General features: G+C 70.7%; 26 protein-coding genes and 1 pseudogene. 9 read left to right on the plus strand and 18 right to left on the minus strand.

Annotated features, from left to right (window positions below):
• The first annotated feature begins 128 nt into the window (after positions 1-128).
• Complete coding sequence (locus tag OG714_RS45510) at positions 129-1,397, plus strand: geranylgeranyl reductase family protein (protein ID WP_406130013.1); 1,269 nt, start codon at positions 129-131, stop codon at positions 1,395-1,397.
• Here OG714_RS45510 and OG714_RS45515 read toward each other — a convergent pair.
• The gene (locus OG714_RS45515) at positions 1,387-1,836 is read right to left on the minus strand and encodes a nitroreductase family deazaflavin-dependent oxidoreductase (RefSeq protein WP_406130014.1); all 450 of its coding nucleotides are present in this window, start codon (positions 1,834-1,836) and stop codon (positions 1,387-1,389) included. The two genes, OG714_RS45510 and OG714_RS45515, sit on opposite strands and share 11 nt — an antisense overlap.
• Positions 1,837-2,016: 180 nt before the next feature.
• Between OG714_RS45515 and OG714_RS45520 the strand changes: the two genes are divergently transcribed.
• The 3 genes from OG714_RS45520 (at position 2,017) to OG714_RS45530 (ending at position 4,685) form a co-directional block, all read left to right on the plus strand.
• A complete protein-coding gene (locus tag OG714_RS45520; protein ID WP_406130016.1) occupies positions 2,017-2,706 on the plus strand; it encodes a TetR/AcrR family transcriptional regulator in 690 nt (229 codons plus the stop codon).
• Positions 2,707-2,811: 105 nt separating this feature from the next.
• Positions 2,812-4,023: a sensor histidine kinase gene (locus tag OG714_RS45525; RefSeq protein ID WP_406130018.1), complete on the plus strand. Its 1,212-nt coding sequence runs from the start codon at positions 2,812-2,814 to the stop codon at positions 4,021-4,023.
• Entirely contained in the window at positions 4,020-4,685 is a 666-nt protein-coding gene (locus OG714_RS45530) for a response regulator (protein WP_406130020.1), read from the plus strand. Before OG714_RS45525 ends, OG714_RS45530 begins: the two co-directional genes overlap by 4 nt.
• On the opposite strand, the gene OG714_RS45535 is transcribed toward OG714_RS45530, so the two are convergent.
• Both OG714_RS45535 and OG714_RS45540 read right to left on the minus strand, forming a co-directional pair.
• The gene (locus OG714_RS45535; protein WP_406130022.1) at positions 4,646-4,933 is read right to left on the minus strand and encodes a DUF6332 family protein; all 288 of its coding nucleotides are present in this window, start codon (positions 4,931-4,933) and stop codon (positions 4,646-4,648) included. The two genes, OG714_RS45530 and OG714_RS45535, sit on opposite strands and share 40 nt — an antisense overlap.
• A 73-nt stretch (positions 4,934-5,006) precedes the next feature.
• Entirely contained in the window at positions 5,007-6,497 is a 1,491-nt protein-coding gene (locus OG714_RS45540; RefSeq protein WP_406130023.1) for an MFS transporter, read from the minus strand.
• Between the two features lie 87 nt (positions 6,498-6,584).
• On the opposite strand from OG714_RS45540, the gene OG714_RS45545 reads away from it, so the two are divergent.
• A complete protein-coding gene (locus tag OG714_RS45545) occupies positions 6,585-6,962 on the plus strand; it encodes a MarR family winged helix-turn-helix transcriptional regulator (protein ID WP_406130025.1) in 378 nt (125 codons plus the stop codon).
• A gap of 39 nt (positions 6,963-7,001) precedes the next feature.
• Here OG714_RS45545 and OG714_RS45550 read toward each other — a convergent pair whose 3' ends face one another.
• On the minus strand, positions 7,002-7,742 hold the full coding sequence (locus OG714_RS45550) for a maleylpyruvate isomerase family mycothiol-dependent enzyme (RefSeq protein WP_406130027.1): 741 nt from the start codon (positions 7,740-7,742) through the stop codon (positions 7,002-7,004).
• A gap of 20 nt (positions 7,743-7,762) precedes the next feature.
• Positions 7,763-8,731 carry an alpha/beta hydrolase gene (locus tag OG714_RS45555; protein WP_406130029.1) on the minus strand — a complete coding sequence of 323 codons (969 nt, stop codon included), beginning with the start codon at positions 8,729-8,731 and terminating at the stop codon, positions 7,763-7,765.
• A 211-nt stretch (positions 8,732-8,942) separates the two neighbouring features.
• On the opposite strand from OG714_RS45555, the gene OG714_RS45560 reads away from it, so the two are divergent.
• Positions 8,943-9,398 (plus strand): MarR family winged helix-turn-helix transcriptional regulator, encoded by a 456-nt coding sequence (locus tag OG714_RS45560; RefSeq protein WP_406130030.1) that lies wholly within the window; start codon positions 8,943-8,945, stop codon positions 9,396-9,398.
• Between the two features lie 307 nt (positions 9,399-9,705).
• On the plus strand, positions 9,706-11,343 hold the full coding sequence (locus tag OG714_RS45565) for an MFS transporter (protein WP_406130032.1): 1,638 nt from the start codon (positions 9,706-9,708) through the stop codon (positions 11,341-11,343).
• 125 nt (positions 11,344-11,468) lie between these two features.
• Here OG714_RS45565 and OG714_RS45570 read toward each other — a convergent pair whose 3' ends face one another.
• Positions 11,469-12,122 carry a TetR/AcrR family transcriptional regulator gene (locus tag OG714_RS45570; protein WP_406130034.1) on the minus strand — a complete coding sequence of 218 codons (654 nt, stop codon included), beginning with the start codon at positions 12,120-12,122 and terminating at the stop codon, positions 11,469-11,471.
• Between the two features lie 666 nt (positions 12,123-12,788).
• Between OG714_RS45570 and OG714_RS45575 the strand changes: the two are divergent.
• A pseudogene (locus OG714_RS45575) lies at positions 12,789-13,671 on the plus strand (beta-ketoacyl-[acyl-carrier-protein] synthase family protein); the annotation flags it as partial.
• A 9-nt stretch (positions 13,672-13,680) separates the two neighbouring features.
• Here OG714_RS45575 and OG714_RS45580 read toward each other — a convergent pair.
• From OG714_RS45580 to OG714_RS45625, 10 genes are read right to left on the minus strand one after another with little or no spacing between them, the layout of a single operon-like run.
• The gene (locus OG714_RS45580) at positions 13,681-14,289 is read right to left on the minus strand and encodes a flavin reductase family protein (protein ID WP_406130036.1); all 609 of its coding nucleotides are present in this window, start codon (positions 14,287-14,289) and stop codon (positions 13,681-13,683) included.
• A gap of 30 nt (positions 14,290-14,319) precedes the next feature.
• The gene (gene hydA, locus OG714_RS45585) at positions 14,320-15,741 is read right to left on the minus strand and encodes a dihydropyrimidinase (protein WP_406130037.1); all 1,422 of its coding nucleotides are present in this window, start codon (positions 15,739-15,741) and stop codon (positions 14,320-14,322) included.
• Positions 15,742-15,764: 23 nt separating this feature from the next.
• A complete protein-coding gene (locus OG714_RS45590; RefSeq protein ID WP_406130039.1) occupies positions 15,765-16,145 on the minus strand; it encodes a gamma-glutamylcyclotransferase in 381 nt (126 codons plus the stop codon).
• Between the two features lie 13 nt (positions 16,146-16,158).
• On the minus strand, positions 16,159-17,322 hold the full coding sequence (locus OG714_RS45595) for an NAD(P)/FAD-dependent oxidoreductase (RefSeq protein WP_406130041.1): 1,164 nt from the start codon (positions 17,320-17,322) through the stop codon (positions 16,159-16,161).
• Positions 17,319-18,692 carry an FAD-dependent oxidoreductase gene (locus OG714_RS45600; protein WP_406130043.1) on the minus strand — a complete coding sequence of 458 codons (1,374 nt, stop codon included), beginning with the start codon at positions 18,690-18,692 and terminating at the stop codon, positions 17,319-17,321. The genes OG714_RS45595 and OG714_RS45600 overlap by 4 nt, the downstream gene beginning before the upstream one ends.
• Positions 18,685-18,978 (minus strand): (2Fe-2S)-binding protein, encoded by a 294-nt coding sequence (locus tag OG714_RS45605; RefSeq protein ID WP_406130044.1) that lies wholly within the window; start codon positions 18,976-18,978, stop codon positions 18,685-18,687. Before OG714_RS45605 ends, OG714_RS45600 begins: the two co-directional genes overlap by 8 nt.
• A gap of 35 nt (positions 18,979-19,013) precedes the next feature.
• A complete protein-coding gene (locus tag OG714_RS45610; protein WP_406130046.1) occupies positions 19,014-19,781 on the minus strand; it encodes an amino acid ABC transporter ATP-binding protein in 768 nt (255 codons plus the stop codon).
• On the minus strand, positions 19,778-20,506 hold the full coding sequence (locus OG714_RS45615) for an amino acid ABC transporter permease (protein ID WP_406130048.1): 729 nt from the start codon (positions 20,504-20,506) through the stop codon (positions 19,778-19,780). The genes OG714_RS45610 and OG714_RS45615 overlap by 4 nt, the downstream gene beginning before the upstream one ends.
• Before the next feature lie 38 nt (positions 20,507-20,544).
• Positions 20,545-21,420, minus strand: a complete 876-nt coding sequence (locus tag OG714_RS45620; protein WP_406130050.1) for an ABC transporter substrate-binding protein — start codon at positions 21,418-21,420, stop codon at positions 20,545-20,547.
• A gap of 7 nt (positions 21,421-21,427) precedes the next feature.
• Positions 21,428-22,414 (minus strand): dihydrodipicolinate synthase family protein, encoded by a 987-nt coding sequence (locus OG714_RS45625; protein ID WP_406130052.1) that lies wholly within the window; start codon positions 22,412-22,414, stop codon positions 21,428-21,430.
• 294 nt (positions 22,415-22,708) lie between these two features.
• On the opposite strand from OG714_RS45625, the gene OG714_RS45630 reads away from it, so the two are divergent.
• Positions 22,709-23,746 (plus strand): LacI family DNA-binding transcriptional regulator, encoded by a 1,038-nt coding sequence (locus OG714_RS45630; protein WP_406130054.1) that lies wholly within the window; start codon positions 22,709-22,711, stop codon positions 23,744-23,746.
• Positions 23,747-23,818: 72 nt separating this feature from the next.
• Here OG714_RS45630 and OG714_RS45635 read toward each other — a convergent pair whose 3' ends face one another.
• Both OG714_RS45635 and OG714_RS45640 read right to left on the minus strand, forming a co-directional pair.
• Positions 23,819-24,364, minus strand: coding sequence for a hypothetical protein (locus OG714_RS45635; protein ID WP_406130056.1), 546 nt, complete (start codon positions 24,362-24,364; stop codon positions 23,819-23,821).
• A 107-nt stretch (positions 24,365-24,471) separates the two neighbouring features.
• Complete coding sequence (locus OG714_RS45640) at positions 24,472-25,104, minus strand: TetR/AcrR family transcriptional regulator (protein ID WP_406130058.1); 633 nt, start codon at positions 25,102-25,104, stop codon at positions 24,472-24,474.
• Between the last annotated feature and the right edge of the window lie 49 nt (positions 25,105-25,153).

A 25,153-nucleotide genomic window follows, 5' to 3' on the forward strand; every position in this document is an offset into this window, starting at 1 on the left:
ACGCTCCTCGTGGGTGCGACGTTGTACGAATGATGCCGTCGATCCTCCCACAGCGGTCTGTGGCGATGTCCGCCGTAGGATGCGGGGGACAGGTGCGGCAGCGGCTTGATCGGGAGCAGTAGACCATCGTGAGCAGCGAGAACTCTTCGGCGGACGACGAACAGCGGGTGTGGGACGTCGTCGTGGTGGGCGCGGGACCCGCGGGGGCCTCGGCCGCCTATGCGGCGGCGGTCGCGGGACGGCGCGTGCTGTTGCTGGAGAAAGCCGAGCTGCCCCGCTACAAGACATGCGGCGGCGGCATCATCGGACCCTCTCGCGACTCCCTCCCGCCCGGCTTCGAACTGCCGTTGAAGGACCGGGTGCACGCCATAACCTTCTCGAACAACGGGCGGTTCACGCGCACCCGCCGGTCCCGGCAGATGCTGTTCGGGCTGATCAACCGGCCCGAGTTCGACCAGCAGCTCGTCGAGCACGCGCAGAAGGCGGGCGCCGAGCTGCGGACGGGTGTCACAGTGACACGAGTCGAGCAGCACGGCTCCGCGGTCCCGGACCGGCGTACGGTCGCGGTCGTCCTCCAGGGCGGCGAGACGGTGCTCGCGCGGGCCGTCGTCGGCGCCGACGGCAGCGCCAGCCGCATAGGGGCGCACGTCGGGGTCAAGACCGACCAGGTGGACCTGGGCCTGGAGGCGGAGATCCCGGTGCCGGAGACGGTCGCCGAGGACTGGAAGGGCCGGGTGCTCATCGACTGGGGCCCCATGCCCGGGAGTTACGGCTGGGTCTTCCCCAAGGGCGACACGCTCACGGTCGGGGTGATCTCCGCGCGCGGTGAAGGCGCCGCCACGAAGCGGTACTTGGAGGACTTCATCGCCCGGCTCGGCCTCGCCGGCTTCGAACCGAGCATCTCCTCAGGGCACTTGACCCGCTGCCGGGCGGACGACTCGCCGCTGTCACGCGGGCGGGTGCTCGTGTGCGGCGACGCGGCGGGACTCCTTGAGCCGTGGACCCGTGAGGGCATCTCGTTCGCGCTGCGGTCGGGACGGCTCGCGGGGGAGTGGGCGGTCCGGATCGCCGAGGCGCACGACGCCGTGGACACTCGCCGCCAGGCGCTGAACTACGCGTTCGCGATCAAGGCGGGGCTCGGCGTCGAGATGAGTGTCGGCAAGAGCATGCTGGCGATCTTCGAGAAGCGCCCCGGTCTGTTCCACGCCGCGCTCACCGGATTCCGGCCGGCCTGGAAGGCCTTCATGGACATCACCAGGGGCTCGACGACGCTGGGCGAGCTCGTGCGCAGCCATCCGATGGCACAGCGCGCGCTGACCGCGATCGACCGCAGGAACGCGGAGCCGGTGGAGCGCGCGGAGCCGACGGAGCCCGTGGAGGGCGAGGTCAGCTCCTGACCGTGACGTTGAACACCGGGTGGTCGGGGGCGATCCGGCGCAGCTCGTCGTCGGAGGAGTCCGGGCCGACTCCTCCGAAGAACACCCCGACCTCGGCCTTCCACCGCTTGAGGTAGGCGCGCAGCAGCGGCACCTTGTCGTCGCCGGTGACCTCGGTCGCGGTGAACGCGTCCACCTTCTTGCCGAGCCGCAGCTCGCCGCCGCCCGCCGCCCGCATGTTGTGCGTCCACTGGACGTGGCCGCGCGGGGCGACGAGGTACTGCTGTCCGTCCACCGTCAGCAGGTTCACCGGCGTGGTCCGCCACTCGCCGCTCTTACGGCCGCGGACCGCCAGCACCCGTGAACCCCAGACGCTGAGACCGCGGCGGGTGAACCAGGCGACGGCGCGGTTCATGACGTTCACGGTGAACCAGCCGGGCTTCTGGACGTGCGTGCTCATGATGACTCCCTGGGCGAAGAAGGCGGATGGGGAGAATGGTGCTCGCTTTTGTGAGCACTGCTCTCGCTCTGGGGAACAGTCTGCATCGGCTCGGCGCTCCAATGCAAGAGCGGTGCTCTCTTTTTTGTTCGCTGCTCTTGTTTGTGTGCGCTGCTCTGATTCCGTGCCACACTGGCTCGTATGAGCACCACACAAGGCGCCCGCGCCCGAGCCCGGATCGAGGTCACCGCGGCCATCAAGGACGAGGCGCGCAGACAGCTCGCCGCGGAAGGGGCCTCGAAGCTCTCGCTGCGCGCCGTGGCGCGTGAGCTGGGCATGGTCTCCTCCGCCCTGTACCGGTACTTCCCGAGCCGTGACGATCTGCTGACCGCTCTCATCATCGACGCGTACGACTCCGTCGGGGAGACCGCGGAAGTGGCGCACTCCGGTGTCGTGGACGCGGGTCCGGTGCGGCGCTGGATCACTGTGTGCGAGGCGGTACGTGGCTGGGCACTCGCGCATCCGCACGAGTACGCGTTGATCTACGGTTCACCGGTCCCCGGGTACGTCGCTCCCGAGACGACTGTTCCGTCTGCCGCGCGGGTCGCTCTGCTGCTGATCGGGATCGCGCGGGATGCCCACGAGGCCGGCACCTTGACCGAACCTCCGCTCCCGGCGGATCTTCACCCCGAGGCTGAGCGTATGGTCGCGGACTTTGCCGGGGACCTTCCGCCCGCGGTGGCTGTGGCCCTTGTGGGCGCCTGGGCCGAGCTGTATGGGCTGGTCAGCTTTGAGCTCTTCGGTCAGTTCCGGCGTGTGGTGGAGGACCGGGGGCCGTTTTTCCGGCATGCGGTACGACGGCTCGCGCTTGGGGTGGGGCTTGCGGATTGATACAGCCCCGCGCCCCTGAAGGGGCGCTGTACTCCCCGGGGAGTACGAGTGATCACCCCGTCCGGGTGACGTCGTCGGTGCGGTGCGGCGTCTAGCGTGACGTGCATGGACGAGCAGTGGGTACGCGGTGGGGGACCGCCCCAGTGGTGGCGGCACGGACCGCCGTGGGGTGACTCGGCGCGGTGGCCCTGGCGTTCCACGTTGCTGGTCACCGTGCTTGTGCTGGGCGGCAGCAACTTCGCCTCGCACAGTCAGCCCGACCGCGTCCCGCTCGACCTCTACGCGCGCGTGCTGCTCATCGCCGGGTCGGCGCTGCTCCTGTGGCGTCACCGGTACCCCGTGTGGGTGGCCTTCGGGACCGTGCTGGTCACCGTGGTCTACTTCGGCGCCGGATATCCGTACGGCCCGGTCTTCGTGCCCGTCGCGCTCGGCTGCTTCAGTGCCGTTGTCGCCGGCCGTCGCTGGGCCGCCTGGACCGCGCTCGGTGTTCTCTGGGCGGCGCATCTCCTGGTCGCGCACTGGCTCTACCGGTGGCTGCCCCCGCAGCACGACCACGGAATGCCGTGGGGCCGTGAACTGGCCGTCGCCACCTGGGTGGTGGCCGTCGCCGCGATCTCCGAACTGGCCCGCACCCGTCGCGAGCAGTGGGCCCGGGACCGGGCCGAGCGTGCCCAGGCGGCCCGGCGCCGCGCCGACGAGGAACGGCTGCGGATGGCCCGCGAACTGCACGACGTCCTCGCGCACAGCATCTCCGTCATCAACGTCCAGGCGGGCGTCGGCCTCGCGCTCCTCGACTCCGACCCCGAGCAGGCCCGCACGGCCCTGACCACCATCAAGGCCGCCAGCAAGGAAGCGCTCGGCGAGGTCCGCCAGGTCCTCGACACCCTGCGCGCCCCGGGCGACGCCCCGCGCGCCCCGGCCCCGGGCCTGGACCGGCTGCCCGAACTGGTGCAGCAGGCGGCGAGCGCGGGCCTGACCGTCGCGATCGACGGAACGCCGCCCCGTCTGTCGCCGGGCACCGACCTCGCCGCCTTCCGCATCGTCCAGGAGGCGCTCACCAATGTCGTACGACATTCCGGTTCGCGGCACGCGCGCGTGCACGTCGAGCACGACCCCCGGGAGCTACGGCTGCGCATCGACGACGACGGGCCCGCGACCGGCGCGGACGCCGGGGGCAGCGGCAACGGGCTGGCCGGGATGCGGGAGCGGGCCGCCGCGCTCGGTGGCACGATCGAATCGGGTCCGGGCCCGGACGGCGGCTTCCGGGTGCTCGCCGTACTGCCGTTGAAGGTCACGCCGAAGGAGGACGACCGGTGATCCGGGTACTGCTCGCCGACGACCAGGCCCTGGTCCGGGCCGGCTTCAAGGCCCTGCTGGACGCGCAGCCGGACATCGAGGTGGCCGGTGAGGCGTCCGACGGTGAGGAGGCCGTGCGCGCGGTGGGCGAACTGCGCCCGGACGTCGTCCTGATGGACATCCGCATGCCGCTGCTCGACGGTCTGGCCGCGACCCGCCGCATCACCGGGGACAGCGGCTTGAAAGACGTGAAGGTGGTCATGCTGACGACCTTCGAACTCGACGAGTACGTCTTCGAGGCGATCCGCTCGGGCGCCTCCGGCTTCCTGGTCAAGGACACCGAACCGGACGAACTCCTGCGCGCCGTAAGGGCTGTGGTGGACGGCGACGCGCTGCTGTCACCCGGGGTGACCCGGCGCCTGATCGCCGAGTTCGCCGCCCGCTCCAAGGAACCCGCGACCGCCGACGCCCTCACCCAACTCACCGAGAGGGAACGGGAGGTGATGGCCCTGGTCGGCATCGGACTCTCCAACGACGAGATCGCCCGCCGCCTGGTCGTCAGCCCGCTGACCGCGAAGACCCACGTCAGCCGCACGATGGTGAAACTGGGCGCCCGGGACAGGGCCCAACTGGTCGTGCTGGCCTACGAGTCGGGGTTGGTACGCCCCGGCTGGCTGGGCTGAACCGCTCCCTGCCGATACCGGTACAGCACGGTCACCACCCGGACGAGGAACACGACCGGCACCAGCACGAGCGCCCCGCGCACCAGCAACGTCTCGACGGCACCCGGCAGTTCGAACAGCAACGCCGGACCGGCGACCGCCCCGAACAGCACCGCCGCCACGAACGCCGCGCTGACCAGCGCGTACCCGATCTCGACGGTCATCGCGTCCCGCTCGGCCTGCGTGCGCCGTCCCCCGGTCGTCGTCATCCCGAAAGTCTCACACGTGTGCGCCCGGCGGAGCAATCGGCTCCGCCGGGCGCACACTCAGGGAGGCGTCCCCCTAGTCGCGGACCGCCACGCGCTCCGCTTCCGCCTCCGTCACAGTGGACTTGGCTACGACGATGGACTGTCGGGTACGGCGGGTACGCAGCCCCGGCAGCGTGATCAGCAGCCCGGCGAGCGCGATGAACGTCACCACGACCAACCCGGGGCGGTAACTGTCCAGCACCGCCTGCGGGGTGGCGTGCGCCGGGGCGTGGGCGGTCACCACCGCCGTGACGACGGCCAGGAAGATCGCGCCGCCGACCTGCACCGAGGTGTTCAACAGCCCGGAGACCATGCCCTGTTCGTGGTCGTCGACCCCGTTGGTGGCCTGGATGTTGAGTGAGGGGAAGACCAGCGCGAAGGCCGCGCCGATCAGCAGCATCGAGGGCAGGATGACCGACGCGTACACGGGATCGACGCTGACCCGCAGGAACAGGGCGTACCCCACGACCATCAGCGCGAAGCCCACCACGATCAGCCGCTGGGTGCCGAACCGGTCGACGATCGCACCCATCTTCGTCGAGGACGCCGCCACCAGCGCGCCGGCCGGCAGGAAGGCGAGCGCGGTGTGCAACGCCGACCAGCCGAGCAGCTGTTGCATGTACAGCGTGACCAGGAACTGGAAGCCGACGTACGACCCGAAGAGGGCCATCGCGCCGAGCTGGGCGCGGATCTGGTTGCCGGAGCGCAGCACACCGAGCCGGATCAACGGCCCCGCGGAGCGCCGCTCGACGAACACGAAGACGGTCAGCAGGACGGCAACCGCCAGGAAGGAGAGGAGAGTTCGGGCCGACGCCCAGCCGGCCTCGGAAGCCTGGACGACGGTGAACACCAGCAGCAGCATCGACGCGGTGCCGAGGACGGCGCCCGGGATGTCGTAGCCGTTGTGGTCCTTCTCGCGTTCGCTGCGCGGCAGCAGCTTCAGGCCGGCGAGGAGGGCGAGCAGCGCGATCGGCGCGGGCAGCAGCATGGTGAGCCGCCAACTGGCCTCCGTGAGCAGGCCGGAGAGGACCAGGCCCATCGAGAAGCCGGTGGCCGCGCAGGTGGTGTAGATGGACAGGGCGCGGTTGCGCAGCGGGCCCTCGGCGAAGGTCGTCGTGATGATCGACAGACCGGCCGGTGCGGTGAAGGCCGCGCTGAGGCCCTTGATGAAGCGGCTGGCGATCAGCAGCGGGCCCGAGTCGACGAGCCCGCCGAGCAGTGAGGCCACCGCGAAGACACCCAGGGCGACCAGGAAGACCTGGCGGCGGCCGAGCAGGTCGGCGGTCCGGCCGCCGAGGAGGAGCAGGCCGCCGTATCCCAGGATGTAGCCGCTGACGATCCATTGGAGCGTCGAGGTGGAGAGGTCGAGTTCGGAACCGATGGAGGGCAGGGCGACACCGACCATCGACACGTCGAGCGCGTCCAGGAACATCGCGGCGCAGAGCACCAGCAGGGTGCCCCACAGCCGGGGGGTCCAGCGGACCGCCGAGGACGGGGCCGCGGGAGGGGAGAGCGGAGAGGTCATGCCGGAGACAATACATGCGCATGCATCGAATGCAAGAGCATTTAATTCCGATGCAACAAACGTGTTTCTCTGCTACGGTGCGCTGTCATGGCGGCGAAGAAGGCCGAGCAGGCGCTCGTGGACCAATGGCGGGAGATGCTGGCGCTGCACGCCCGCACACAGTGCGAACTGGACCGCGCTCTGCATCAACACGGCTTGTGCGGCAGCGACTTCGAGGTTCTCGACGTGCTGTCCGGCGAGTCCTGCGCGTTCCGTGTCCAGGAGATCTCCGAGCGCGTCCACCTCAGTCAGAGCGCTCTGTCCCGCCTGATCGCCCGGCTGGAGAAGGACGGCCTCGTCGAGCGCGGCATGTGCGCGGAGGACCGGCGGGGCGTCCGCGTGACCCTCACGGACAAGGGGCGCGCGCTGCACGGTGAGGTACTCCCGCTGCAGCGTGCGGTGTTGACGAAGATGCTGGCCGGCTGACGCGTCGTCGGCTCCGGATCCGTCGGTCCCGGACCCGTTTCAGTTCCAGGTGACGGTGGACTTCTCCCGCCACAGCGCTGCGAGCGACACGTCACCGGTCACGCCGGGGAACGGCCCCCGGTTCCACAGCGCCCGGTACAACTGCCCGGCGGGACCGGCCAGTTCGCAGTCGGCGCGCCCGGTGCCGTTCCGCTCGGCGGCGGGCGGTTCCTGGGACAGCCGCACGGTCCACACGGCGCCGTCCGCGTCCGTCGCCCGCACCCGCAGCACCCGGGGCTCCTCGCTGCGGACCCTGCTCTTGCGGCGGCCGTGGAAGCCGCGCAGCAACTCGTCGATGCCGTCGGCCGCGAAGTCCGGGGCGGTCCCGCCGGCCACTCCGCCGCGCGCCGCCTCGGCGTCCATCCGGTGCACGGTCGTCTCGTGCGCCTGGCGCCGCGCCCAGAACGCGAGCGGTGACGGCGCCGGCAGGAAGTGCCAGCACTCCACGTCGGGCGGGGCGGCGGAGAGGGTGTCCACGAGGGAGCGGTGCCCCGCCCGGAACCAGGCCAGCAACTCGGCGCCGTCCAGGTCCGGGAGGCCGCCGTCGGGGTGGTACTCGGTGTATCCCTCGGCGACGAACCCGGTCGCCCAGCGATGCACCATCCCCGTGTGCCGCAGCAGGTCCCGCACCTGCCACCCGGGACAGGGCGGCACCTCGGCGTCCACGCCCGCCGCCTCCGCTGCCGAGGCCAGCAGGCCGCCCTCCCGGTCCAGGGTCCGTACGAACGCATCGGTGTCCATGCCGCCGAGTGTGCCGTAGATCAGCCGGAGGCGAGCGCCTTGCGCAGGACGGTGACGGCCATCGTGATCGCGGCCTCGGCGGCGTGCGTCTCGCGCAGGGCGTTGAGCATCACGAAGTCGTGGATGATCCCCTGGAAACGGACGGCGGTGACGGGGACTCCGGCCTCGCGGAGCTTGTTTGCGTAGGCCTCGCCCTCGTCGCGCAGCACGTCGGCCTCGCCGGTGATGACGAGGGCCGGGGGCAGGCCGGTGAGCTGCTCGGTGGTCGCCCGCAGCGGGGAGGCGGTGATCTGGGCGCGCTCGGCCTCGTCGGTCGTGTACTGGTCCCAGAACCACTGCATGCCGTCACGGCGCAGGAAGTAGCCGGTGGCGAACTGGCCGTAGGAGCCGGTGTCGAAGTTCGCGTCGGTGACCGGGTAGAACAGCACCTGCTGCACCAGGGGGACATCGCCCCGCTCCTTGGCCATCAGGGTCAGCGCGGCCGTCATGTTGCCGCCCACCGAGTCGCCGACCACCGCGATGCGGGCCGGATCGAGGTCCTTGGCCGCGCCCTCCTGGACGACCCACCGGGCGACGGCGTAGTTCTGCTCGATGGCGACCGGGTAGCGGGCCTCGGGGGAGAGGTCGTACTCCGGGAAGACCACGGCGGCGTTCGCGCCGACGGCCAGTTCGCGCACCAGCCGGTCGTGGGTGTGGGCGTTGCCGAAGACCCAGCCCGCGCCGTGGATGTAGATGATCACCGGGAGCGTGCCGGTGACTCCGGCCGGGCGGACGATACGGGCCTTGACCTGCCCGGTCGGGCCGCCGGACACGGTGATCCACTCCTCGTCGACGGTGGGCTTCGCGATCTCCCCGGACTGCACCTCGTCGACGGCCTTGCGGCCCTCCGCCGGGGCGAGGTCGAAGAGGTACGGCGGGTTCGCGGTCGCCTCGACGAAGGCCTGGGCGGCGGGTTCGAGGACGGGGCGGGGTGCGGTGCTGTCGGTCATGGCGATCTCCTCGGATCGGGTGCCGCGGCGGGTTCCGGGCGGGTCTCGACCGGTGGTGCGGCACGAGGATGAGAGTAGCGTGCGATTTAGTCGTGCACAACTAAAGTGCGCTCGATAGAATCGACTGGACCTGAACGATAAGGTGGTGAATGCCCTGAAGGGCGCCGTAGCCGCCAATGACGCCATAGACGTCGGAGCGAGGAGTCGCGCCATGAGCCCAGCCGCCGCGGAACCGGCCGAGGGATCTCTGCTCCTCGACGACCAGTTGTGCTTCGCGCTGTACGCGGCGTCCCGCGCGGTGACCGCCCGCTACCGCCCACTGCTGGAAGAACTCGGCCTGACCTACCCGCAGTACCTCGTCATGCTCGTGCTCTGGGAGCAGGACTCGATCTCCGTACGGGACCTGGGCACCGCGCTCCAACTGGAATCCAGCACCCTCTCCCCGCTCCTGAAGCGGCTGGAGGCGAGCGGTCTGCTGCGCCGCGAACGCCGGCGCGACGACGAACGCTCGGTCGCCATCCGGCTCACCGACGCGGGGGAGCGGATGCGCGAACAGGCCGCCGCCGTACCCCTCGCCATCGGTGACGCCATGGGCCTGACGCCCGAGCAGGACGCCCTGGCCAAGCAGCTCCTCCGGCTGATCACCGCCAACGTCGCCGCCGGCTGAACCGCCCGCCACCTGCGCGTTCCCGCTCGACGAGGCGTCCTGACGTCGCCGCTGTTCAGCTTAGTTTGCAGGTCCAACGGCATCTCCTGGACCGGGTCCCCGGTATACGGTCCGAAGCGATTTCCCGAAAAGAAATGGCTGACGTCAATGGAGATTCAAGCCGTACAACCAGGTCAACTTCCGGACCACGGGCCACGATCGACGGAGTCGGCACCGGCACCCCCACCGTAGCTGCGCACAGAACGCACAGAGCGCCACGCGCAGTTCACACCCGGTCAACCCGCCCCGTACGTCGTTGAGAGGTGCCATGCCGACCCTGGTCTCCGAAGTCTCGCCGCCGGCCCCGCAGCCGGACAGTCCGTCCCGGAACGTCACCGCCACCATCGTCCTGGCCTGCGTGGGAGTGTTCGTTTCCTACCTGCCCGTCGTCGGGGTGTCGGTCGCGCTTCCGGTGATCCAGCAGGCGCTCGACGCGTCCACCACCGGGCTCCAGTGGATCACCGACGCCTTCATCCTGCCGACCGCCGCACTGCTCCTGACCTGCGGTGTCATCGGCGACCTCTACGGCCGTAAGAAGATGTATCTGATCGGCCTGACGCTGTCCTGTCTCGGCTGTCTCGTCGCCCTCACCGCGCACGGCGTCGTGCAGGTCTGCGTCGGCCAGGCCCTCACCGGCGTCGGCACCGCCGCCCTGCTGCCCGCGACCCTCGGTCTGATCAGCCACGTCTGCCCCGACCACCGCAAGCGGGGCGCAGCGATAGCCCTGTGGACGGCCGCCCTCGGCCTCGGCCTGACCCTCGGCCCCCTCTTCAATGGCCTGATCGTGGAACACGCGAGCTGGCGCTGGATCTTCCTGCCCACCCTTGCCATCGGCGCCGTCACGGTCCTGGTCGGCGCCTTCACCCTGGTCGACTCCCGCTCGGACCGCGAGCGCCACCTCGACATACCCGGCCAACTCCTCGCCGTCGTCGCCATCACCGCCATCGTCTACGGCGTCATCGAGGGCGGCGGCGCCGCGGGCTGGGGTTCGGCCGAGGTCGTCACCGCGTTCGTCGTGGCGGCGCTCGCCCTGCCGGCCTTCGTCCTGGTCGAACTGCGGTCGCGCTGCCCGATGTTGGACATGCGGCTGTTCACGTCCCCGGCGTTCTCCGGGGCCGCGTTCGTCATGGCGCTCACGCTGTTCGCGCAGGTCGGTCTGGTGTTCTCGCTCAGCGAGTACTTCGGCCTCGTCCACCACGCCTCGACCTGGGACATCGGGCTGCGCCTGATCGCGCTCAACGGCTTCACCGTCGTCCTCGGTCCGGTGGTCGGTCGGCTGATGCACCGGTTCTCGCCCGGCCTCGTGCTGGTGACCGGCCTGCTCGTCGGCGGCATCGGGGCGCTCCTGGTGAGCCTCTTCGACGCGAGCACCGGAACCGGCGAAGCGGCCCTGGTCATCGCGGTGTTGGGCGTCGGCATCGCGCTGGCGATGGCCCCTATCACCACGATCGCCATGAACAGTCTGCCGCGCCGGCTGGGCAGCACCGCCGGTGCCGCCAACAGCGCCCTCCGCCAGATCGGCAGCGCCCTGGGCCCCGCCATCTTCGGCGTCGTCCTCACCCACCGCACCCTGGAAACGCTGCCGGGACACGTCGCCGCGTCCGGCCTGAACCCGGCCGACCAGGGCCAGGTCATCGGCATGGTCAACGGCGCCGGCATCCAGGCGGGCGCCTTCCTCCACCTGAACACCGGCGAGGCGACGGGTCAGGCCCTGGCCGCCTACGGAGCGAGCTTCACGGACGCGCTGCACACCTGCGCCCTCGTCGGCGGCATCGGCATGCTGGTGGCCGCGGCCGTCGCCCTCCTCACCATCGGCATCCGCGCCCGCGCTCCGCACGGCGAGGCGGAGGCTGCCGCGGCGACACATCCGGCCGCCGGGGTGACGGCAGTTGGTGAGGGTGCCTGAGCAACGGCAGCCGTGTGGGCGGTAGTTGTCCTTCAGTCGGAGGGGGGGCTGAAGGGCAACTACCGTTGCTTTACGCCCTGTTGGTGGATGCCTGTGCCGACATGGCCGACGTGCACGGCCACCCGTCAGCTGACGGCGCCGTCGTTCTCCAGCGCGGGGGCGAGGAGATGGCAGAGGGAGTCGGCCAGCAAATGCAGCGGGTCGGCGGTCTCCAGCGGCCACTCGACGGCGATCCAGGCGGCGAAGAACGACTCGGTCTGCAGCACGGCCATCAGCGCCCGTTGACGGGCCTCCCCGGGATCGACACCGCGCCAGCGCTCCGGCGGGCCGACCAGCATCGCGACATAGCGCTCGTGCGCGTCGACGTACTGCACCCGGCCCTCGCCGAGGCTGCGGAGCGCCGCCGGAGCCGCCGCGTTGGCGACACGGCGGACGGGCGCCATCTCGCGCCAGCGGGCCGCGGCCTCGTCCAGCCAGGTGCGGATGCCGGCCCGGGTCCAGCGCGGCAATGCGGCCAGGTCGGCGTAGGCCTCGCCCATCACGCCGTACACGTGGTCCACCAGCGCGTCGACGATCTCGGCCTTGCCGGGGAAATGGGCGTAGACCGTGGCCCGTGTGACCCCCGCCGCCTGCGCGATGTCCTCCATGCGTGCGTCGAGGAACGGCTTCTCGGTGAAGACCGTGACGGCCGCGTCGAGCAGTCGGCGATGCGTGAGGATCTTCTGCTCTTCGCGCAGGTTCCGGCGGGGCGTCGGCTCCATCCGCCCGGTGTCTTGCATGGGTCGACTCTACTTCGTGCGCGGAGCGCCTTCGAAATCCTGTTCCGGCGAACTTGTCACGACGTCATGCGAAATGTTTTCCGTCTCTTGGTGAGTGCCGGAATCCGCGTGCATGGCGGCTCTGTGGCGCAGTGTGCATAGATCACCGCAGGTGGCGGGGCTTGCGAGGGGTTGCACCATGAAGAGCGTCGGCGAATTCCTGGAATGCGGCGCACATATGGGGGCTGCTCGGATTTCCAAAGGGCGGCCGACGCGATACTGCTCGGATGCGTGCAGACAGCGGGCGTACCGTCGTCGCAAGGCCCTGGGCGCGTGGGGCGACCACGTCCGGGACGTACGGTCGAGACGGCCGGAACCCTGCGGAGCCGGACCGATGCCTTCGTGGGGCGTCGGCGGGAGCTGGCGGAGATCGACGAACTGCTCGCCCGGGCCAGGGTGGTCACGCTGAGCGGCCAGGCGGGGATCGGGAAGACCAGGCCGGCTCTTGAGTACGTGAAGGGCGCCGGTGCACGGTTCACGGAGGTGCACAGTCTCGACGTGGAGACGGCGGGCGACGAGGATCTCGCTCCGGGTTCCACCTTCCTGGCCGCTCTCCACGACGCCTTCGCGCGAGGGCGGTCGGGATGCGTGCGGGCCGTGGCCGAGGGAGCACCGCCGAGTCCTGGGGGCGGCACCCATACCTTCGAAGAACAGCACCAGGTGCTGCTGGCGGAGAAACCGCTGCTGCTCGCGATGTACCTGCCCAACATGCCGGCCGGACAGGTGGCGATGGAGTTCGGCGCGCGAGGCCCCAACCTGGTCGTGGCCACCGCCTGCGCCTCCGGTGCCACGGCGATCGCCACCGCGCGCGACCTGCTGGCGCTGGACCGCTGCGACATCGTCCTCACCGGCGGCAGCGAAGCGCTCGTCACCCCGCTGATCATGGCGGGGTTCGCCAGGATGGGCGCGCTCTCCCGGCGCGGTGACGATCCACAGGGCGCCTCCCGGCCCTTCGACGCCCACCGTGACGGCTTCGTCGCCGGCGAGGGTGCCGGTCTCCTCGTCCTGGAGCGGACCGCCGACGCACGGGCCCGCGGGGCGCGCGTCCGGGCGGATCACGGGGCACGGCAGCAGCGCCGACGCCCACCACATCACCTCCCCGCACCCGGAAGGACAGGGCCTGGAACAGGCGATCCGGCAGGCCCTCGCCGAGACGGGCGCCGCGCCCCGGGACGTCGCCCACGTCAACGCGCACGGCACCTCCACGCCGATGAGCGACCTGGTCGAGGCCCGCACCCTGCGCCGGGTCCTGCCCGACGGGCCGCCCGTCAGCTCCGCCAAGGGCGTCACCGGGCATCTCCTCGGCGCCGCCGGAGCCGTCGAGGCCGCCTACACCGCGCTCGCCGTCCAGCACGGCGTCGTCCCGCCCACGGCCGACCACACCACCCCCGATCCGGAGATCGACCTCACCCTGACCACGACCGGGACGCCCCGCAGGATCGGTCTGGCCCTCAGCAACTCCATGGGGTTCGGCGGCCAGAACACCGTGCTGGCGGTGAGCCCCGCATGACCTCCCGGCTCAGCTCGACGCGGGCCAGTCGGCGTACCGGATACGACGCAGGTCGCGGACCTCGCCGACGGTGCTCCACTCGTCCTTGCCCAGACGCGCCAAGGGGCGCAGCCGGGTGACCTCGGGATGGCCGTCCTCCAGGACGCTCTCGTCGATCGCGATGTGCACCACCCGTCCGAAGACCACGGTGGAGTCGCCAAGCCGGAGCGTGCTGTGCAGTTCGCACTCCAGCGCCACGGGGGAGCGGGCGACACGCGGTGCCTTCACCCGGGTACTGGCCTCGCGCTCCACTCCCACGGCGTCGAACTCGCTGACGCCGTGCGGGAAGTCCGTGGCGGTCCTGTTCACCTCGTCGATGAGCGGCTCCGGGGCGAGGTTGACCACGAACTGCCCGGTGGCCTCGACATTGCGCAGCGAGTCCTTACGGCCGACCGAGGTGAACTGCACGATGGGCGGCGCGACCGACGAGACGGTGAAGAAGGAGTGCGGGGCGAGATTGTCGACGCCGTCGGCGGAGACGGTCGACACCCAGGCGATGGGGCGCGGGACGACGGTCGAGTTGAGCAGGCGGTAGACCACGACCGGTTCCAGCTGGGCCGGGTTGAATTCAGTGCGCATACCAGCGATATACCAGACGCCCGCGAGAGGTCAGCAGACCAGGGACCGGCTCAGCGGGCCCGAGCGCAGATGACGCCCCCGGGCTTCGCCGTCCGTCAGCCGGCCGGCCTCCACGACGGGACGGCCGCCCACCACGACGGTCTCCGGCCAGCCGGTGACCGCCATGCCCTCGTACGGCGTGTAGTCCGTCGCCATGTGCAGGCCGGTGCTGCGGACGGCCCGGGTGGCCGCCGGGTCCCAGATCACCAGGTCCGCGTCCGAGCCGGGCGCGATGACTCCCTTGCGGGGGTAAAGACCTTTGAGCCGGGCCGGGTTGGCGCACATCAACTCGACGAAGCGGCCCACCGGCAGACCGCCCTTGACCACCAGCTCGCTGAAGATCACGGGCATACGGGTCTCAACTCCGGGCAGGCCGTTGGGCATCGCCCGTACGTCGTGGCTCACCGACTCCTTCTGGGCCGTGTCGTAGCAGCAGTGGTCGCTGCCGATCGTCGCCACCTGGCCCATGAGCAGCCGGGAGCGCAGTCCGGCGACCGTGCCGGCGTCCCGCAACGGCGGGCAGCACACGAAGCGTTCGGGATGCGGGCCCGCGTATGCGGAGTCGTCCAGGACCAGGTGGTGGGCGACCGTCTCCGTGAACGCCCGCACTCCCCGGCCGCGGGCGCGCGCCACCAGGTCGACCGCCTCGGGCGTCGACTGGTGGACGAAGTACACCGGGGCCGACACCGACTCCGCGATGGCGAGGATCTCGGCGACCGACGCGTTCTCGGCCAACTCCGGCCGCGTACCCGCGTGATGGGACGCGCCGATCGACCCGGCCGCCTCGCCGCGCTCCTGCGTGTCCGCGATGATGTGGTCCGCCTCGCAGTGGATGACCACCATGCCGCCCAGGTCCCGCAGCGTGGTCATCACGTTGAGGATGGTCTTCTCGTCGGCCATCGTCTCGCCGCGGTACGTGGTGAACATCTTCACCGTGACGATGCCGTCGGAGGCCAGCGACCGCAGCTGCTCCGGCACGGTGTCGTCCCACTCGACCACGCACCCGTGCAGCGCGCTGTCGCACAACCCCTGGGCCGCCTTGGCGCGTTGGACCGCCGCGACGTCGGCCGGGTTCTCGCCGGGGCGCGGGATGGCGAAGTCCACGATCGTGGTCGTACCGCCGAAGACCGCCGCCGTGGTGGCCTGCCGGTAGTCGTCGAGGGAGGTGAAGTCCCCCGAGGTGAAGCCGACATGGCAGTGCGGGTCGACGCCGCCGGGCAGCACGAGGCGTCCGGAGGCGTCCAACTCGGCGGTGGCGGCGGCTTGTACGGCGCGGTACGCGCCGGGCTCCACCACCCCGAGCACCTTGCCGCCGCCCACCAGGACGTCCGCGGCGCCCTGCCAGTCGGCGTTGACCACGGTGCCGCCCCGGACGACGAGGTCGACGGGTTCGGTCGATGAGGGGTGGGACATGGCGGACCTCCAGCGAGTAGGTGTCAGAGAGAGGCGAGGTAGGCGTGCCAGCCGCCGTGGCCGGTGATGTCGACGACCCCGGGTGCCGTCAGCGCGGAGGCGCGCATGCGCATCGAGAAGGAACCCGAGCCGTCCGCAAGGGCGATCACGCCCAGTTCGAGTTCCGCGGGCTCCTCGGGCAGCAGCCGCTCGCGCAGCACCTCGTAACTGACCTCGTACACCTCGCCGTTGATCGACGCGCCGCCCTCCGCGACCGGGTGCAGGCCGGGGAACTCGTCGCGCACGGAGAGGAAGCGGTACGCCGGTGCCGTGCGGGCGGGACCCAGCAGACGGGCCTCGCTCAGCGCGTGGTTGAGGGTGCCGCCGGACATCGCCTGGCCGTTGACGAACATTCTCAGGGTCATGGGGGAGTGCCTTTCAGGGCGATACGGGAGTGGTGGCGTCGTCGTGCAGCAGGCGGCCGGGGCCGAGGTCGTCCACCGGGTCGGCCGGGGCCTCCCCGGCGATCTGGCGGGCCAGCGTGTCGCCCCACACCGGGGCGAGGGTGAACGCGTAGGTGCCGCCCGCGACGAAGAACCCGGGGTGGCCCGGGACTTCACCGATCACCGGCATCTCGTCCGGGGTCGCGGCCAGCGGCCCGGCCCACATGCGCAGCAGCCGCAGATCGCCGAGGAACGGCAGGATGCGCCCGGCCTGGGCGATGTTGCCGGCCATGCTGGGCACGCTGACGGTGCTGCGGCCTTCCATGTCGAGCCTCGCCGCGGGCCAGCCGCCGCCGATCAGCAGGTTGCCCGCACTGACCTGCTTGACGGACATGCCCTCGCCGATGTGCTGGACCAGATGGCGCATGACCGGCGGGACCCGCACGGTCACGTGCATCTGGATCGCGACCGGTGACATCCGGATGTGGATCCCGGCCAGCGCGGAGGTCTCCGTGATCCACGGACCGGCCGTGTTGACGACCACGGGGGCCGTCCAACTCCGGTCGCCCGACAGCACCTTGTAGTCGTCGCCGACCCGCCGGATGCCGGTCACAGGGGTGAAGGCGTGCAGTTCTGCACCGAGGCGGCGGGCCGCTGCCAGATAGGCGGGGGTGATCAGGAGCGGGTTGGCGTAGCCGTCGAGCGGGCACCAACTCGCGGCGCGTACCCGGTCGGAGAGCAACGGCAACTGCTTGCGGGCCTCGTCTCCGGTGACCACCTCGGTGGGAATACCCGCCCGCCGCTCCCACGCGTGCTTCTCCCTCAACTCCTCTTCCTGTACGGCGGTCTCGGCGACCATGAAGCCGCCGCCGCGCCGCAACTCCACGTCCGCGCCGAGCCGTTCCTCGATCTGCGACCAGTGGTCGGACGCCCGGCGTTGCAGGGGCAGCAGACGGGCGCTGTCGACCGGCACGTCCTGGCCCGGACGGCGGGTGTGGATGGCCTGGATGTGGAGGTTGCCCGCGGTGGTGCCGGAGCCCTCGCGGTTGGGCGCGCCGCGCTCCAGCACCACGACCCGGTAACCGCGTTCGGCCAGATGGAAGGCGGCACTCGCGCCGAGGATGCCGGCGCCGATGACGACGACGTCGGGCCGGGTCACAGGACCTCCTGCCCTTCGACCGGCGCGGCCATGGGCAACGGCCGTATCGGCATGCGGGCCGCGAAGCACTCCGCCACGCCCTCGCTCCGTCCGGCCAACGCCGCGACGATGTGGCCGCATTCACGGCCCTGGCAGGGACCCATGCCGGCGCGGGTGGCGGCCTTGGTGCCGTGCAGGTCGTTCCAGCCGGTCGCGGCGGCCTGCCGGATCTCGCCCGCGCTGACGCCCTCGCAGCGGCAGACCTGAGTGGCGTCGGGGATGTCGGCCGCGGCCGGCAACGGGTAGAGGCGGTCGGCCAGTTCGGCGAAACGGTCCAGGGCGCGGGCCCGGCGGCGCAGGCCGGTGACCCGCGCGGGCGCGCGTTCGGGGGCCAGGCGGCGCAGGATCGCGTGGGCGGCCAACTGCCCTCGTACGCCCGCCGCGTGCACCCCCGCGATACCGGCACAGTCCCCGGCGACGTACAGGCCGTCCACCGAGGTCGCGCCGTCCGCGTCCACGACCGGGAGCCGCTCCGTGCCGGTCGGGTCCGCCTGCGTACGGCAGCCCAGCAGCCGGGGCAGTTCGGTGCTGGGGCGGAAGCCGAAGCCCACGCACAGCGCGTCGGTCTCCAACTGCCGTACGCCGCCGTCCTCCTGGCCGATGTCCACGGCGGTGACCTGGGTGTCGCCGTGCGCTGCCAGGACGCGGGCGCCCTGTTCGACGCGGACGCCGTGCCGGGCGAGGGTCAGCAGATAGCGGGCCGCCTCCGCCAGCCGGGCGGGCTGTCTCAGGGCGCCGCCGACCGAGGAAATTCCGGGCCGGTAGGGGTGGTTGAGCTCGACCAGCGCCTCGATCCGGGCGCCCACCTCCAGCAGCGCGCAGGCGACCGGGAGGAGGAACGGCCCGGTCCCGGCGAGCACCACCCGCTGGCCCACGGGAACCCGGTCCATGGTGGCCAGGTGCAGGGCGAACCCGGGGGTGACCACGCCCGGCAGGGTCCAGCCCGGGAAGGGCAGGGAGCGTTCGTACGCGCCCGTCGCGGCAAGCGTGGTCCGGGCGTTGACCCGGCCGAGGGCGCCCGTGCGGACGTCGGAGGTGAACAGGGTGCGGCCCGCGTCCTCGGCGCCCCAGACCAGGGTGCCGGTGCGGACGTCGACCCCGGCGGCCCGCACCTGGTCGATCAGTTCGGTGCCGCGAGGCCGGAAGTCGCCGAAGGCGGCGGCCAGTTGCTCGGCCCGGCGCTTGTAGTACTGGCCGCCCAGGGTGTCGGACTCGTCGAGCAGTACGACACTCAGCCCGCCCCGGGCCAGGACCAGCGCCGCGTGCAGCCCGGCCGGTCCGCCGCCGACCACCGCGACGTCCGCCGCCGACTCCGCGATGACGTCAGCCATGCGCGGCCGTCGGCAGGGGCTCGGTGTGGGTGCGGATGTCCATGCCGTCGGTGACGTGCGCGGTGCAACTCCGGGAGCCGGGGCGGCCGTTGATGGTCACCTCGCACTCCAGGCAGACGCCCATCCCGCAGAAGGGGCCGCGCAACTGGCCGTTGACCGGGTTGCGGCGCAGCGGCCAGATGCCGGCGGCGACCAGGACGGCGGTCACGGACTGACCCGCCCAGGCCTGGCCGGGGGTGCCGTCGATGGTCACGGTGACCGTCTGCGGCGGGGAGTTGGTGCTCATGGCTGTGCTCACAGGGATCAAGAGGGGTGGGGGGTTCACAGGATGCGGTCCAGGAACTGGCGGGTGCGTTCGTGTTCCGGCGCGGAGAAGAAGACGTCCGGGGACTTGTCCTCCACCACCAGGCCGTCGGCGATGAACGCCACCCGGTCGGCCGCCGCCCGGGCGAAACCCATCTCATGGCTGACGACGATCATGGTCATGCCCTCCTCGCGGAGCCGGACCATGACGTCGAGGACCTCGCCGACCATCTCCGGGTCCAGCGCCGAGGTGGGTTCGTCGAAGAGCAGCAGCTCCGGGCGCATCGCCAGGGCGCGGGCGATGGCCACCCGCTGCTGCTGGCCGCCGGAGAGTTGCGAGGGGTAGGAGCCGGTCTTGTCGGCGAGTCCCACCATGGCCAGCAACTCCCATGCCGCGCCACGTGCTTCGGCCTTGGAGACACCGTTCACGTGCACCGGACCGGACGCCACGTTGTCCAGCGCGGTCATGTTCGGGAAAAGGTTGAACTGCTGGAACACCATGCCGGTGCGCCGCCGCTGGACGGCGATCCGCCGCTCCCGCAGGGCGAGTTGGCGGCCGCCCCGCTCGCCGTAGCCGATCCGCTCGCCGCAGATGCTGACGGTGCCCGAGTCGGGGGTCTCCAGGTGGTTGAGGGTGCGCAGGAAGGTGCTCTTGCCCCCGCCCGAAGGACCCAGGACGAGCACGACCTCCCCTTGCCGGACGGTCAGGTCGATGCCCTTGAGAACTTCGACACCGCCGTAGGACTTGCGTACTTGGCGCGCTTCAACGACCGTCTCGGTGGTCATCGGGTCTCCAATTCGAGTGCCGGCAGGGCCGCGCTCTTGATACGGCGGCCACGGCTCGGCCCGGTCTGGTGGCCGCGGCCGACCCGGATCTCCAGCCACCGCTGGACCAGTCCCCACAAGGTGGTCATCGCCAGGTAGTACAGGGCCGCCGCTGTGAGTCCCTCCAGGACGCGGAAGTTGGTCTGGACGGCGAACTGGGTGCGGCGCAGCAGCTCTTCGACGGAGATCACCGAGACGAGCGTGGTCGTCTTGAGCAGTCCGTTGAAGCTGTTGCCGAGCGGCGGGACCATCACCCGCAGCGCCTGCGGCATGACCACCACCCGGAACACCTTCCAGGGCGGCATGCCCAGTGCGCGGGCGGCCTCGGACTGACCGCGCGGGACCGAGAGGACCCCGGCGCGGACGATCTCCGAGAGGTACGCCGCCTCGTTGAGGACCAGGCCGGTCAGGGCCGCGCTGATCACGCCGAGGCGCAGGCCCAGCTGGGGCAAGCCCGTGTAGATGATGACCAGTTGGACCAGCAGCGGCGTGCCGCGCATCAGCCACACGTAGAAGCCCGTGACCAGCCGGACCGGCCTGAAGCGGGACGCTCTGCCGACTGCCACGAGCACGGCGAGCGGCAGGGCGAGCGCCATGCTGACCGTGGTCAGCCAGATCGTCGTCCAGGCTCCCTGGACGAGCTGGGGATTGGTGAGGAAGTCGAAGAAGGCATCCCAGGACCACATGGCTCTCGCCCTTCGCTGGTTACTTGGCGCTGATCGGGTTACTTCGCGCTGATCGCGCCGGTGGTCACCTTGAGGTCGCCGGTGTAGGCCGTGACGCCGTACTTCTTGAAGAGCTTGGCCAAGTACCCGTTGCCGCGAAGGGTGTTGAGCGCGTCCGCGACCGCGTCGGCGGGCTTCTGCTTGCCGAAGCCGAAGGCGAGCGGGGCGGGGTTCATGCCCTTGACCGCCGTCTCGAAACGGCCGTCCTTCTGGTAGTAGCTGGTGACCGCCTCGACGATTGCCACGCCCTCGACCTGGCCCGCGGACAGCGCCTGGTAGGCGTCGGCGGTGGTGGTGAAGGTGCGGACGGTGACCTGCTTCTTGCCCGCCGCCTTCAGCTCCTTGTTCAGCGCGGTGAGGGTGTCGAACTCGTAGCCCGGCGCCTCTACGGCGATGGTCTTGCCGGACAGGTCGTCCTCGGAGGTGATCTTCTTCGGGTTGCCCTTGGCGACGGAGATCGAGACGCCCTGGACCTCGTAGGGGACGAGTTTGACGGTCTTGGCGCGCTCCGGTGTGTAGAACATGCCGGTGTCGATCATGTCCCAGCGGCCGGACTGCACGCCGGGGATCTGCGCGTCGAAGGGGATGTTGACGAACTTCGGGGTGAGACACAGGAGTTTGGCTATCTCGTCGCCGAGGTCCACCCGCATCCCGACGATCTTGTTGGAGGCGTCCAGGTACTGCATGGGCGGCAGGGTCGCGTTGGTCGAGATCGTCAGCGTGCCCGCTGTCACCAGGTCCGACTTGGCCACCTTGGGCGTGCAGCCGGTCGGGGCCGCGGCGGCGGACGACGAGGACGAGTCCTCGCTGCCACAGGCCGTCACGGTCAGGAGCAGGGCGGCGGCGGAGGAGGCCGCGATGAGAAGTCTGCGCACGGTCGGTTCACCTTTTTCCGGTGCTGATGGAATTTCCGGTGGTGGCGGAATTTCCGGTGCTGGTGGAGCGGGAGTGCAGCCCGGCCTCGTCGAGCGCCTCGGACAGGCCGAGCAGCGCGGACGGGTCCTCAAGGGGGAGCAGCGGGGGGCGTACATGCCCTCCGGGCTGCCCGAGCAGCCGCATGGCGGCTTTGAGCTGCGAGGTGGGTGAGGCGAACCGTGAGCTGTAGTCGTCGTTGACGAGCAGGTTCACAAGACGTTCGTAGCGTGCGGACCATTCCCGGGCGAGGGGCAAGTCGCCTGCCCAGTAGGCCTCGTAGAAGGGGACGGCGAAGCGGGCGCCGAGGCCGCCGCCGTCGATGTTTCCGGCGCCGCCGAACTCGGCCATGACGGCCATGCCCCGGCGGTGGATGAAGCGGCCGAAGACCTGGACCTTGCCGGACAGGGCGGCACAGGTGTCCGCGACCTTCAACTCGTCGCCCGAGCTGTCCTTGACGGCCACCACGGTGTCCAACTCGGCCAGCCTGGCGAGGGTTTCGACGGTGATGTCGACGGCGGTGCCGCGCGGCCAGTTGTAGACCATGAGCGGCAGGTCGACCGCCCCGGCGAGGGTGGCGTAGAAGGCGTGGATCTCGTCCTGGCTCGGATGGACGTAGGGCGGCGGGGTGGTGAGGATGCCGTCCGCGCCGATCGAGCGGGCGTGCTCGCCGTAGCGTGCGGACTCGGCCGCGGTGTACGCGCCGCAGCCGATCACCACGGGTATCTGTCCGGAGAGTTCGGCGACCGCGATCTCGGCGACCCGGCGGCGCTCCTCGGGGGTCTGGGAGAACCACTCGCCGGTGGTGCCGTTCACCAGGACTCCGTGCACGCCGTTCTCCGCGTACAGCGCGAGCAGTGCGCGCCAGGCGCCCTCGTCGAGGGAGCCGTCGGCGGCGAAGGGGGTGGGTGCGGCCGGCCAGTAGCCGCGCCAGGGGGCGGCGACCGAGGTGTTCATGGGTGAGCTCCGATCGAGTGTCCGCCCGCTGGGGGCGCCACCTAGTGGAATCAATCCGTTGGATCGGTCCGTGGGATCCCGCTGTGGGATCGGTCCGTGGAATCAATCCGTGGGATCGATTGCACAGCACCGTGGCATCGGCCTGGGGCGGGGGTCAACCTCGTTCTGGCCGGAAACTGCTGGCGAAACGCATTGTTTACGCCACCGACTCGACCACGTCTGACATGATGGCGATCACGGCTCGGCGGGTGAGGCGGGCTGTATGGGATCGATTTCATGATCGGGGGTGGGCCGGTGGCCGTCACCTTGGACCAGGTGGCCGAGGCGGCAGGGGTCTCCAAGAGCACGGCCTCGCGGGTGCTCAGCGGTTCCAGTCGGGTCAGCGCGCAGACGAAGCGCGCGGTGCAGTCCGCGGCGGAACGCCTCGGCTACCGCCCCAACCGGATCGCCAGTGGACTGCGCACCAGGCGCAGCAACCTCGTCGGGCTGGTGATAACGAACCTGGTGAACGCCTCGTTCCACCGCATCACCGAGGTGCTCCAGCAGCGGCTCGACGAACGCGGCTACCAAGTGCTGCTGTGCGTCACCGACTCCGATCCGGCGCGCGAACGCCGTTACCTGGACATGCTGTTGGACCACCGAGTCGACGGCCTGATCATCGTGGGCACGGGTGACAACACCGCGACGGTCCGGGAGGTGAGCGCGGCCGGCATCCCCGTGGTCAACCTGATGCGTACGCCCGAGAGCGCCCCCGGCGACTCGGTGATGGCCAGCGACCGGGACGGCGCCGAACTCGCCGTCCGTCATCTCCTCGACCTCGGTCACCGGAACATCGCCTTCATCGGCGGCCCGCCCCACGTCGACTCCGGGCGCGACCGCTACGCGGGATTCACCGCGGCCCTGACCACCGCGGGACTCGAACCCGATCCGGCCCTGTGCGCACGCGGCCCGTACACCGTGCCGTTCGGAGCGGAGGCGGTCATGCGGCTGATGGCCGCGGACAACCCGCCCACCGCGCTGTACAGCGCCAACCACGAAGCGACGTTCGGGGTGCTAGGAGGTCTGGTGCAGCTGGGGGTCCGGGTGCCGGAGCAGCTCTCGCTGGTGTGCCACGAGGAGGCGCCCTGGTTCCCGTACTGGCACCCGCCGATCACCGTCGTCGACAACGGCGCCCGCGACCTCGGCGAACTCGCCGCCGAGCAACTGCTGCGCCGCATCGACGGCCGCCCCGACCACGGCGACCCCGCCCCGGAGACCGCCGGCCGCCTCATCCGCGTCGGCTCCCGGCTGGTGGTACGCGACTCGACCGCGGTCCCGGGGCGGCTGGGCTGAGGGCGGCTCTGCCTCGCCCCCAACCAGCGGAACTACACCCGCACCGCGTGCTGGCGAGCTTCGATCAAAGCCTCAGCGGACTCTCCACTCGGTGGTCGGAACGCAGTCGTGCACCGTGTTGGCCCAGCCCTCGAACGTCGCGAAGAACGCGCGGGACAGCAGGACGTCGCCCGCCCGCTGCGCGCGCAGCATGAAGCCGAGTTCGTCTGCTGCCGCGTCGCCCTCGACGGACAGCGTGGGGCTCATGCCACGCGCGGTCACGTAGTCGAAAACCCGCCCGGTGAGCTCGGACGGTACCTGTCCGACCAACCCGAGGCTGTCCAGTCGGACCTGCGGACCGCACAAGGCGTCGACGGTCACGCACGTCAGGAGGTCAGGGACCCGGTAGTACACCGTGACAGCGGTCGACCATCCCGGTGCGGCCGCCGCTCGGAAGTCGGCCCGTCGCGTCAGGGCGCCGTGCCTCGTCTCGCTCTGGAGCACGGTGGAGACGAACCCCTGGGCTTCCATGGCCACGGTCGCCTGCTCGTGGCTCATACCGAAACGCAGCGGTCCCACGTTCACGAACGGGGTGTAGTCCCACCGCGCACGGTCGGCCTCGTCGACAAGCGGCCACACCCGGCACCAGCCCCTTTCGTCCCAGACCCCTTCGTCCCAGACCCCTTGTTGTTCCGAAAGGTCAGCACCCTACGGACCGCAAGGGCGTGGGCCGCACAACCCCAGCCTCACTCGAAACGAACCGCACCCTTTTCGCTTCCCCGGTCCCCGTCAGTCGCGGGGAGGGCGTTGTCGATGAGGACGGCGGCGATGGCGGCGGCGGTGGGGAAGGATTCGGCGTTGAGGACTCGGGTGCGGGCCGAGGCGCCGTCGAGGAGCAACGCCAGCTGTTCGCCGAGCTGTTCGGGGTTGGTGGCACCGGCCTCGCGGGCCGTCTCGGCGAGCCGCGCGGCGATGGCGAGCTTGTAGTCGCGTGCGTATTGGGACGCGGGGTGTTCGGGGTCGTGGATTTCGACGCTCGCCGCGATGTAGGGGCACAGGGGCGTGAGCTCCTCCGGGCCGGACGCGGGGACCTCGAAGGCGGCGAGGAGTCGTTCGCGGGGTGTGAGGTCGGTGCGGTCGAACACTCCGGCCATGATCTCGGGATCGAATCGGCGCAGGTATTCGGCGACCAGGTCGTCCTTGCCGGTGAAGTGCTGGTACGCCGTGCGCTTCGAGACCTGGGCCACTGCGCAGAGTTGGTCCATGCCGGTGCTGTTGATGCCCTGAGCGCGGAACAGTTGCTGTGACGCGCTGAGGATGCGCTCGCGCGCACCCCTGCCGCGGCGCCGGCCTTGGGGGCCCATCTCCAGCTTCGTCATGACTCCATCGTAGCCCAGCGCGGTACCGATCGGTGTACTTAGCTTGCGC

Source organism: Streptomyces sp. NBC_00989, assembly GCF_045162655.1.
GTDB lineage: Bacteria > Actinomycetota > Actinomycetes > Streptomycetales > Streptomycetaceae > Streptomyces.

Excerpts from the sequence above, each read along its gene's own strand:
- OG714_RS45555 (WP_406130029.1), bottom strand. The coding sequence starts at position 8,731 with ATGACCGACAGCACCGCACCCCGCCCCGTCCTCGAACCCGCCGCCCAG.
- OG714_RS45535 (WP_406130022.1), bottom strand. The coding sequence starts at position 4,933 with ATGACGACGACCGGGGGACGGCGCACGCAGGCCGAGCGGGACGCGATG.
- OG714_RS45525 (WP_406130018.1), top strand. The coding sequence starts at position 2,812 with ATGGACGAGCAGTGGGTACGCGGTGGGGGACCGCCCCAGTGGTGGCGG.
- OG714_RS45570 (WP_406130034.1), bottom strand. The coding sequence starts at position 12,122 with ATGCAAGACACCGGGCGGATGGAGCCGACGCCCCGCCGGAACCTGCGC.
- OG714_RS45540 (WP_406130023.1), bottom strand. The coding sequence starts at position 6,497 with ATGACCTCTCCGCTCTCCCCTCCCGCGGCCCCGTCCTCGGCGGTCCGC.
- OG714_RS45640 (WP_406130058.1), bottom strand. The coding sequence starts at position 25,104 with ATGACGAAGCTGGAGATGGGCCCCCAAGGCCGGCGCCGCGGCAGGGGT.
- OG714_RS45600 (WP_406130043.1), bottom strand. The coding sequence starts at position 18,692 with ATGGCTGACGTCATCGCGGAGTCGGCGGCGGACGTCGCGGTGGTCGGC.
- OG714_RS45590 (WP_406130039.1), bottom strand. The coding sequence starts at position 16,145 with ATGACCCTGAGAATGTTCGTCAACGGCCAGGCGATGTCCGGCGGCACC.
- OG714_RS45520 (WP_406130016.1), top strand. The coding sequence starts at position 2,017 with ATGAGCACCACACAAGGCGCCCGCGCCCGAGCCCGGATCGAGGTCACC.
- OG714_RS45610 (WP_406130046.1), bottom strand. The coding sequence starts at position 19,781 with ATGACCACCGAGACGGTCGTTGAAGCGCGCCAAGTACGCAAGTCCTAC.
- OG714_RS45560 (WP_406130030.1), top strand. The coding sequence starts at position 8,943 with ATGAGCCCAGCCGCCGCGGAACCGGCCGAGGGATCTCTGCTCCTCGAC.
- OG714_RS45625 (WP_406130052.1), bottom strand. The coding sequence starts at position 22,414 with ATGAACACCTCGGTCGCCGCCCCCTGGCGCGGCTACTGGCCGGCCGCA.
- OG714_RS45615 (WP_406130048.1), bottom strand. The coding sequence starts at position 20,506 with ATGTGGTCCTGGGATGCCTTCTTCGACTTCCTCACCAATCCCCAGCTC.
- OG714_RS45515 (WP_406130014.1), bottom strand. The coding sequence starts at position 1,836 with ATGAGCACGCACGTCCAGAAGCCCGGCTGGTTCACCGTGAACGTCATG.
- OG714_RS45565 (WP_406130032.1), top strand. The coding sequence starts at position 9,706 with ATGCCGACCCTGGTCTCCGAAGTCTCGCCGCCGGCCCCGCAGCCGGAC.
- OG714_RS45580 (WP_406130036.1), bottom strand. The coding sequence starts at position 14,289 with ATGCGCACTGAATTCAACCCGGCCCAGCTGGAACCGGTCGTGGTCTAC.
- hydA (WP_406130037.1), bottom strand. The coding sequence starts at position 15,741 with ATGTCCCACCCCTCATCGACCGAACCCGTCGACCTCGTCGTCCGGGGC.
- OG714_RS45545 (WP_406130025.1), top strand. The coding sequence starts at position 6,585 with ATGGCGGCGAAGAAGGCCGAGCAGGCGCTCGTGGACCAATGGCGGGAG.
- OG714_RS45550 (WP_406130027.1), bottom strand. The coding sequence starts at position 7,742 with ATGGACACCGATGCGTTCGTACGGACCCTGGACCGGGAGGGCGGCCTG.
- OG714_RS45605 (WP_406130044.1), bottom strand. The coding sequence starts at position 18,978 with ATGAGCACCAACTCCCCGCCGCAGACGGTCACCGTGACCATCGACGGC.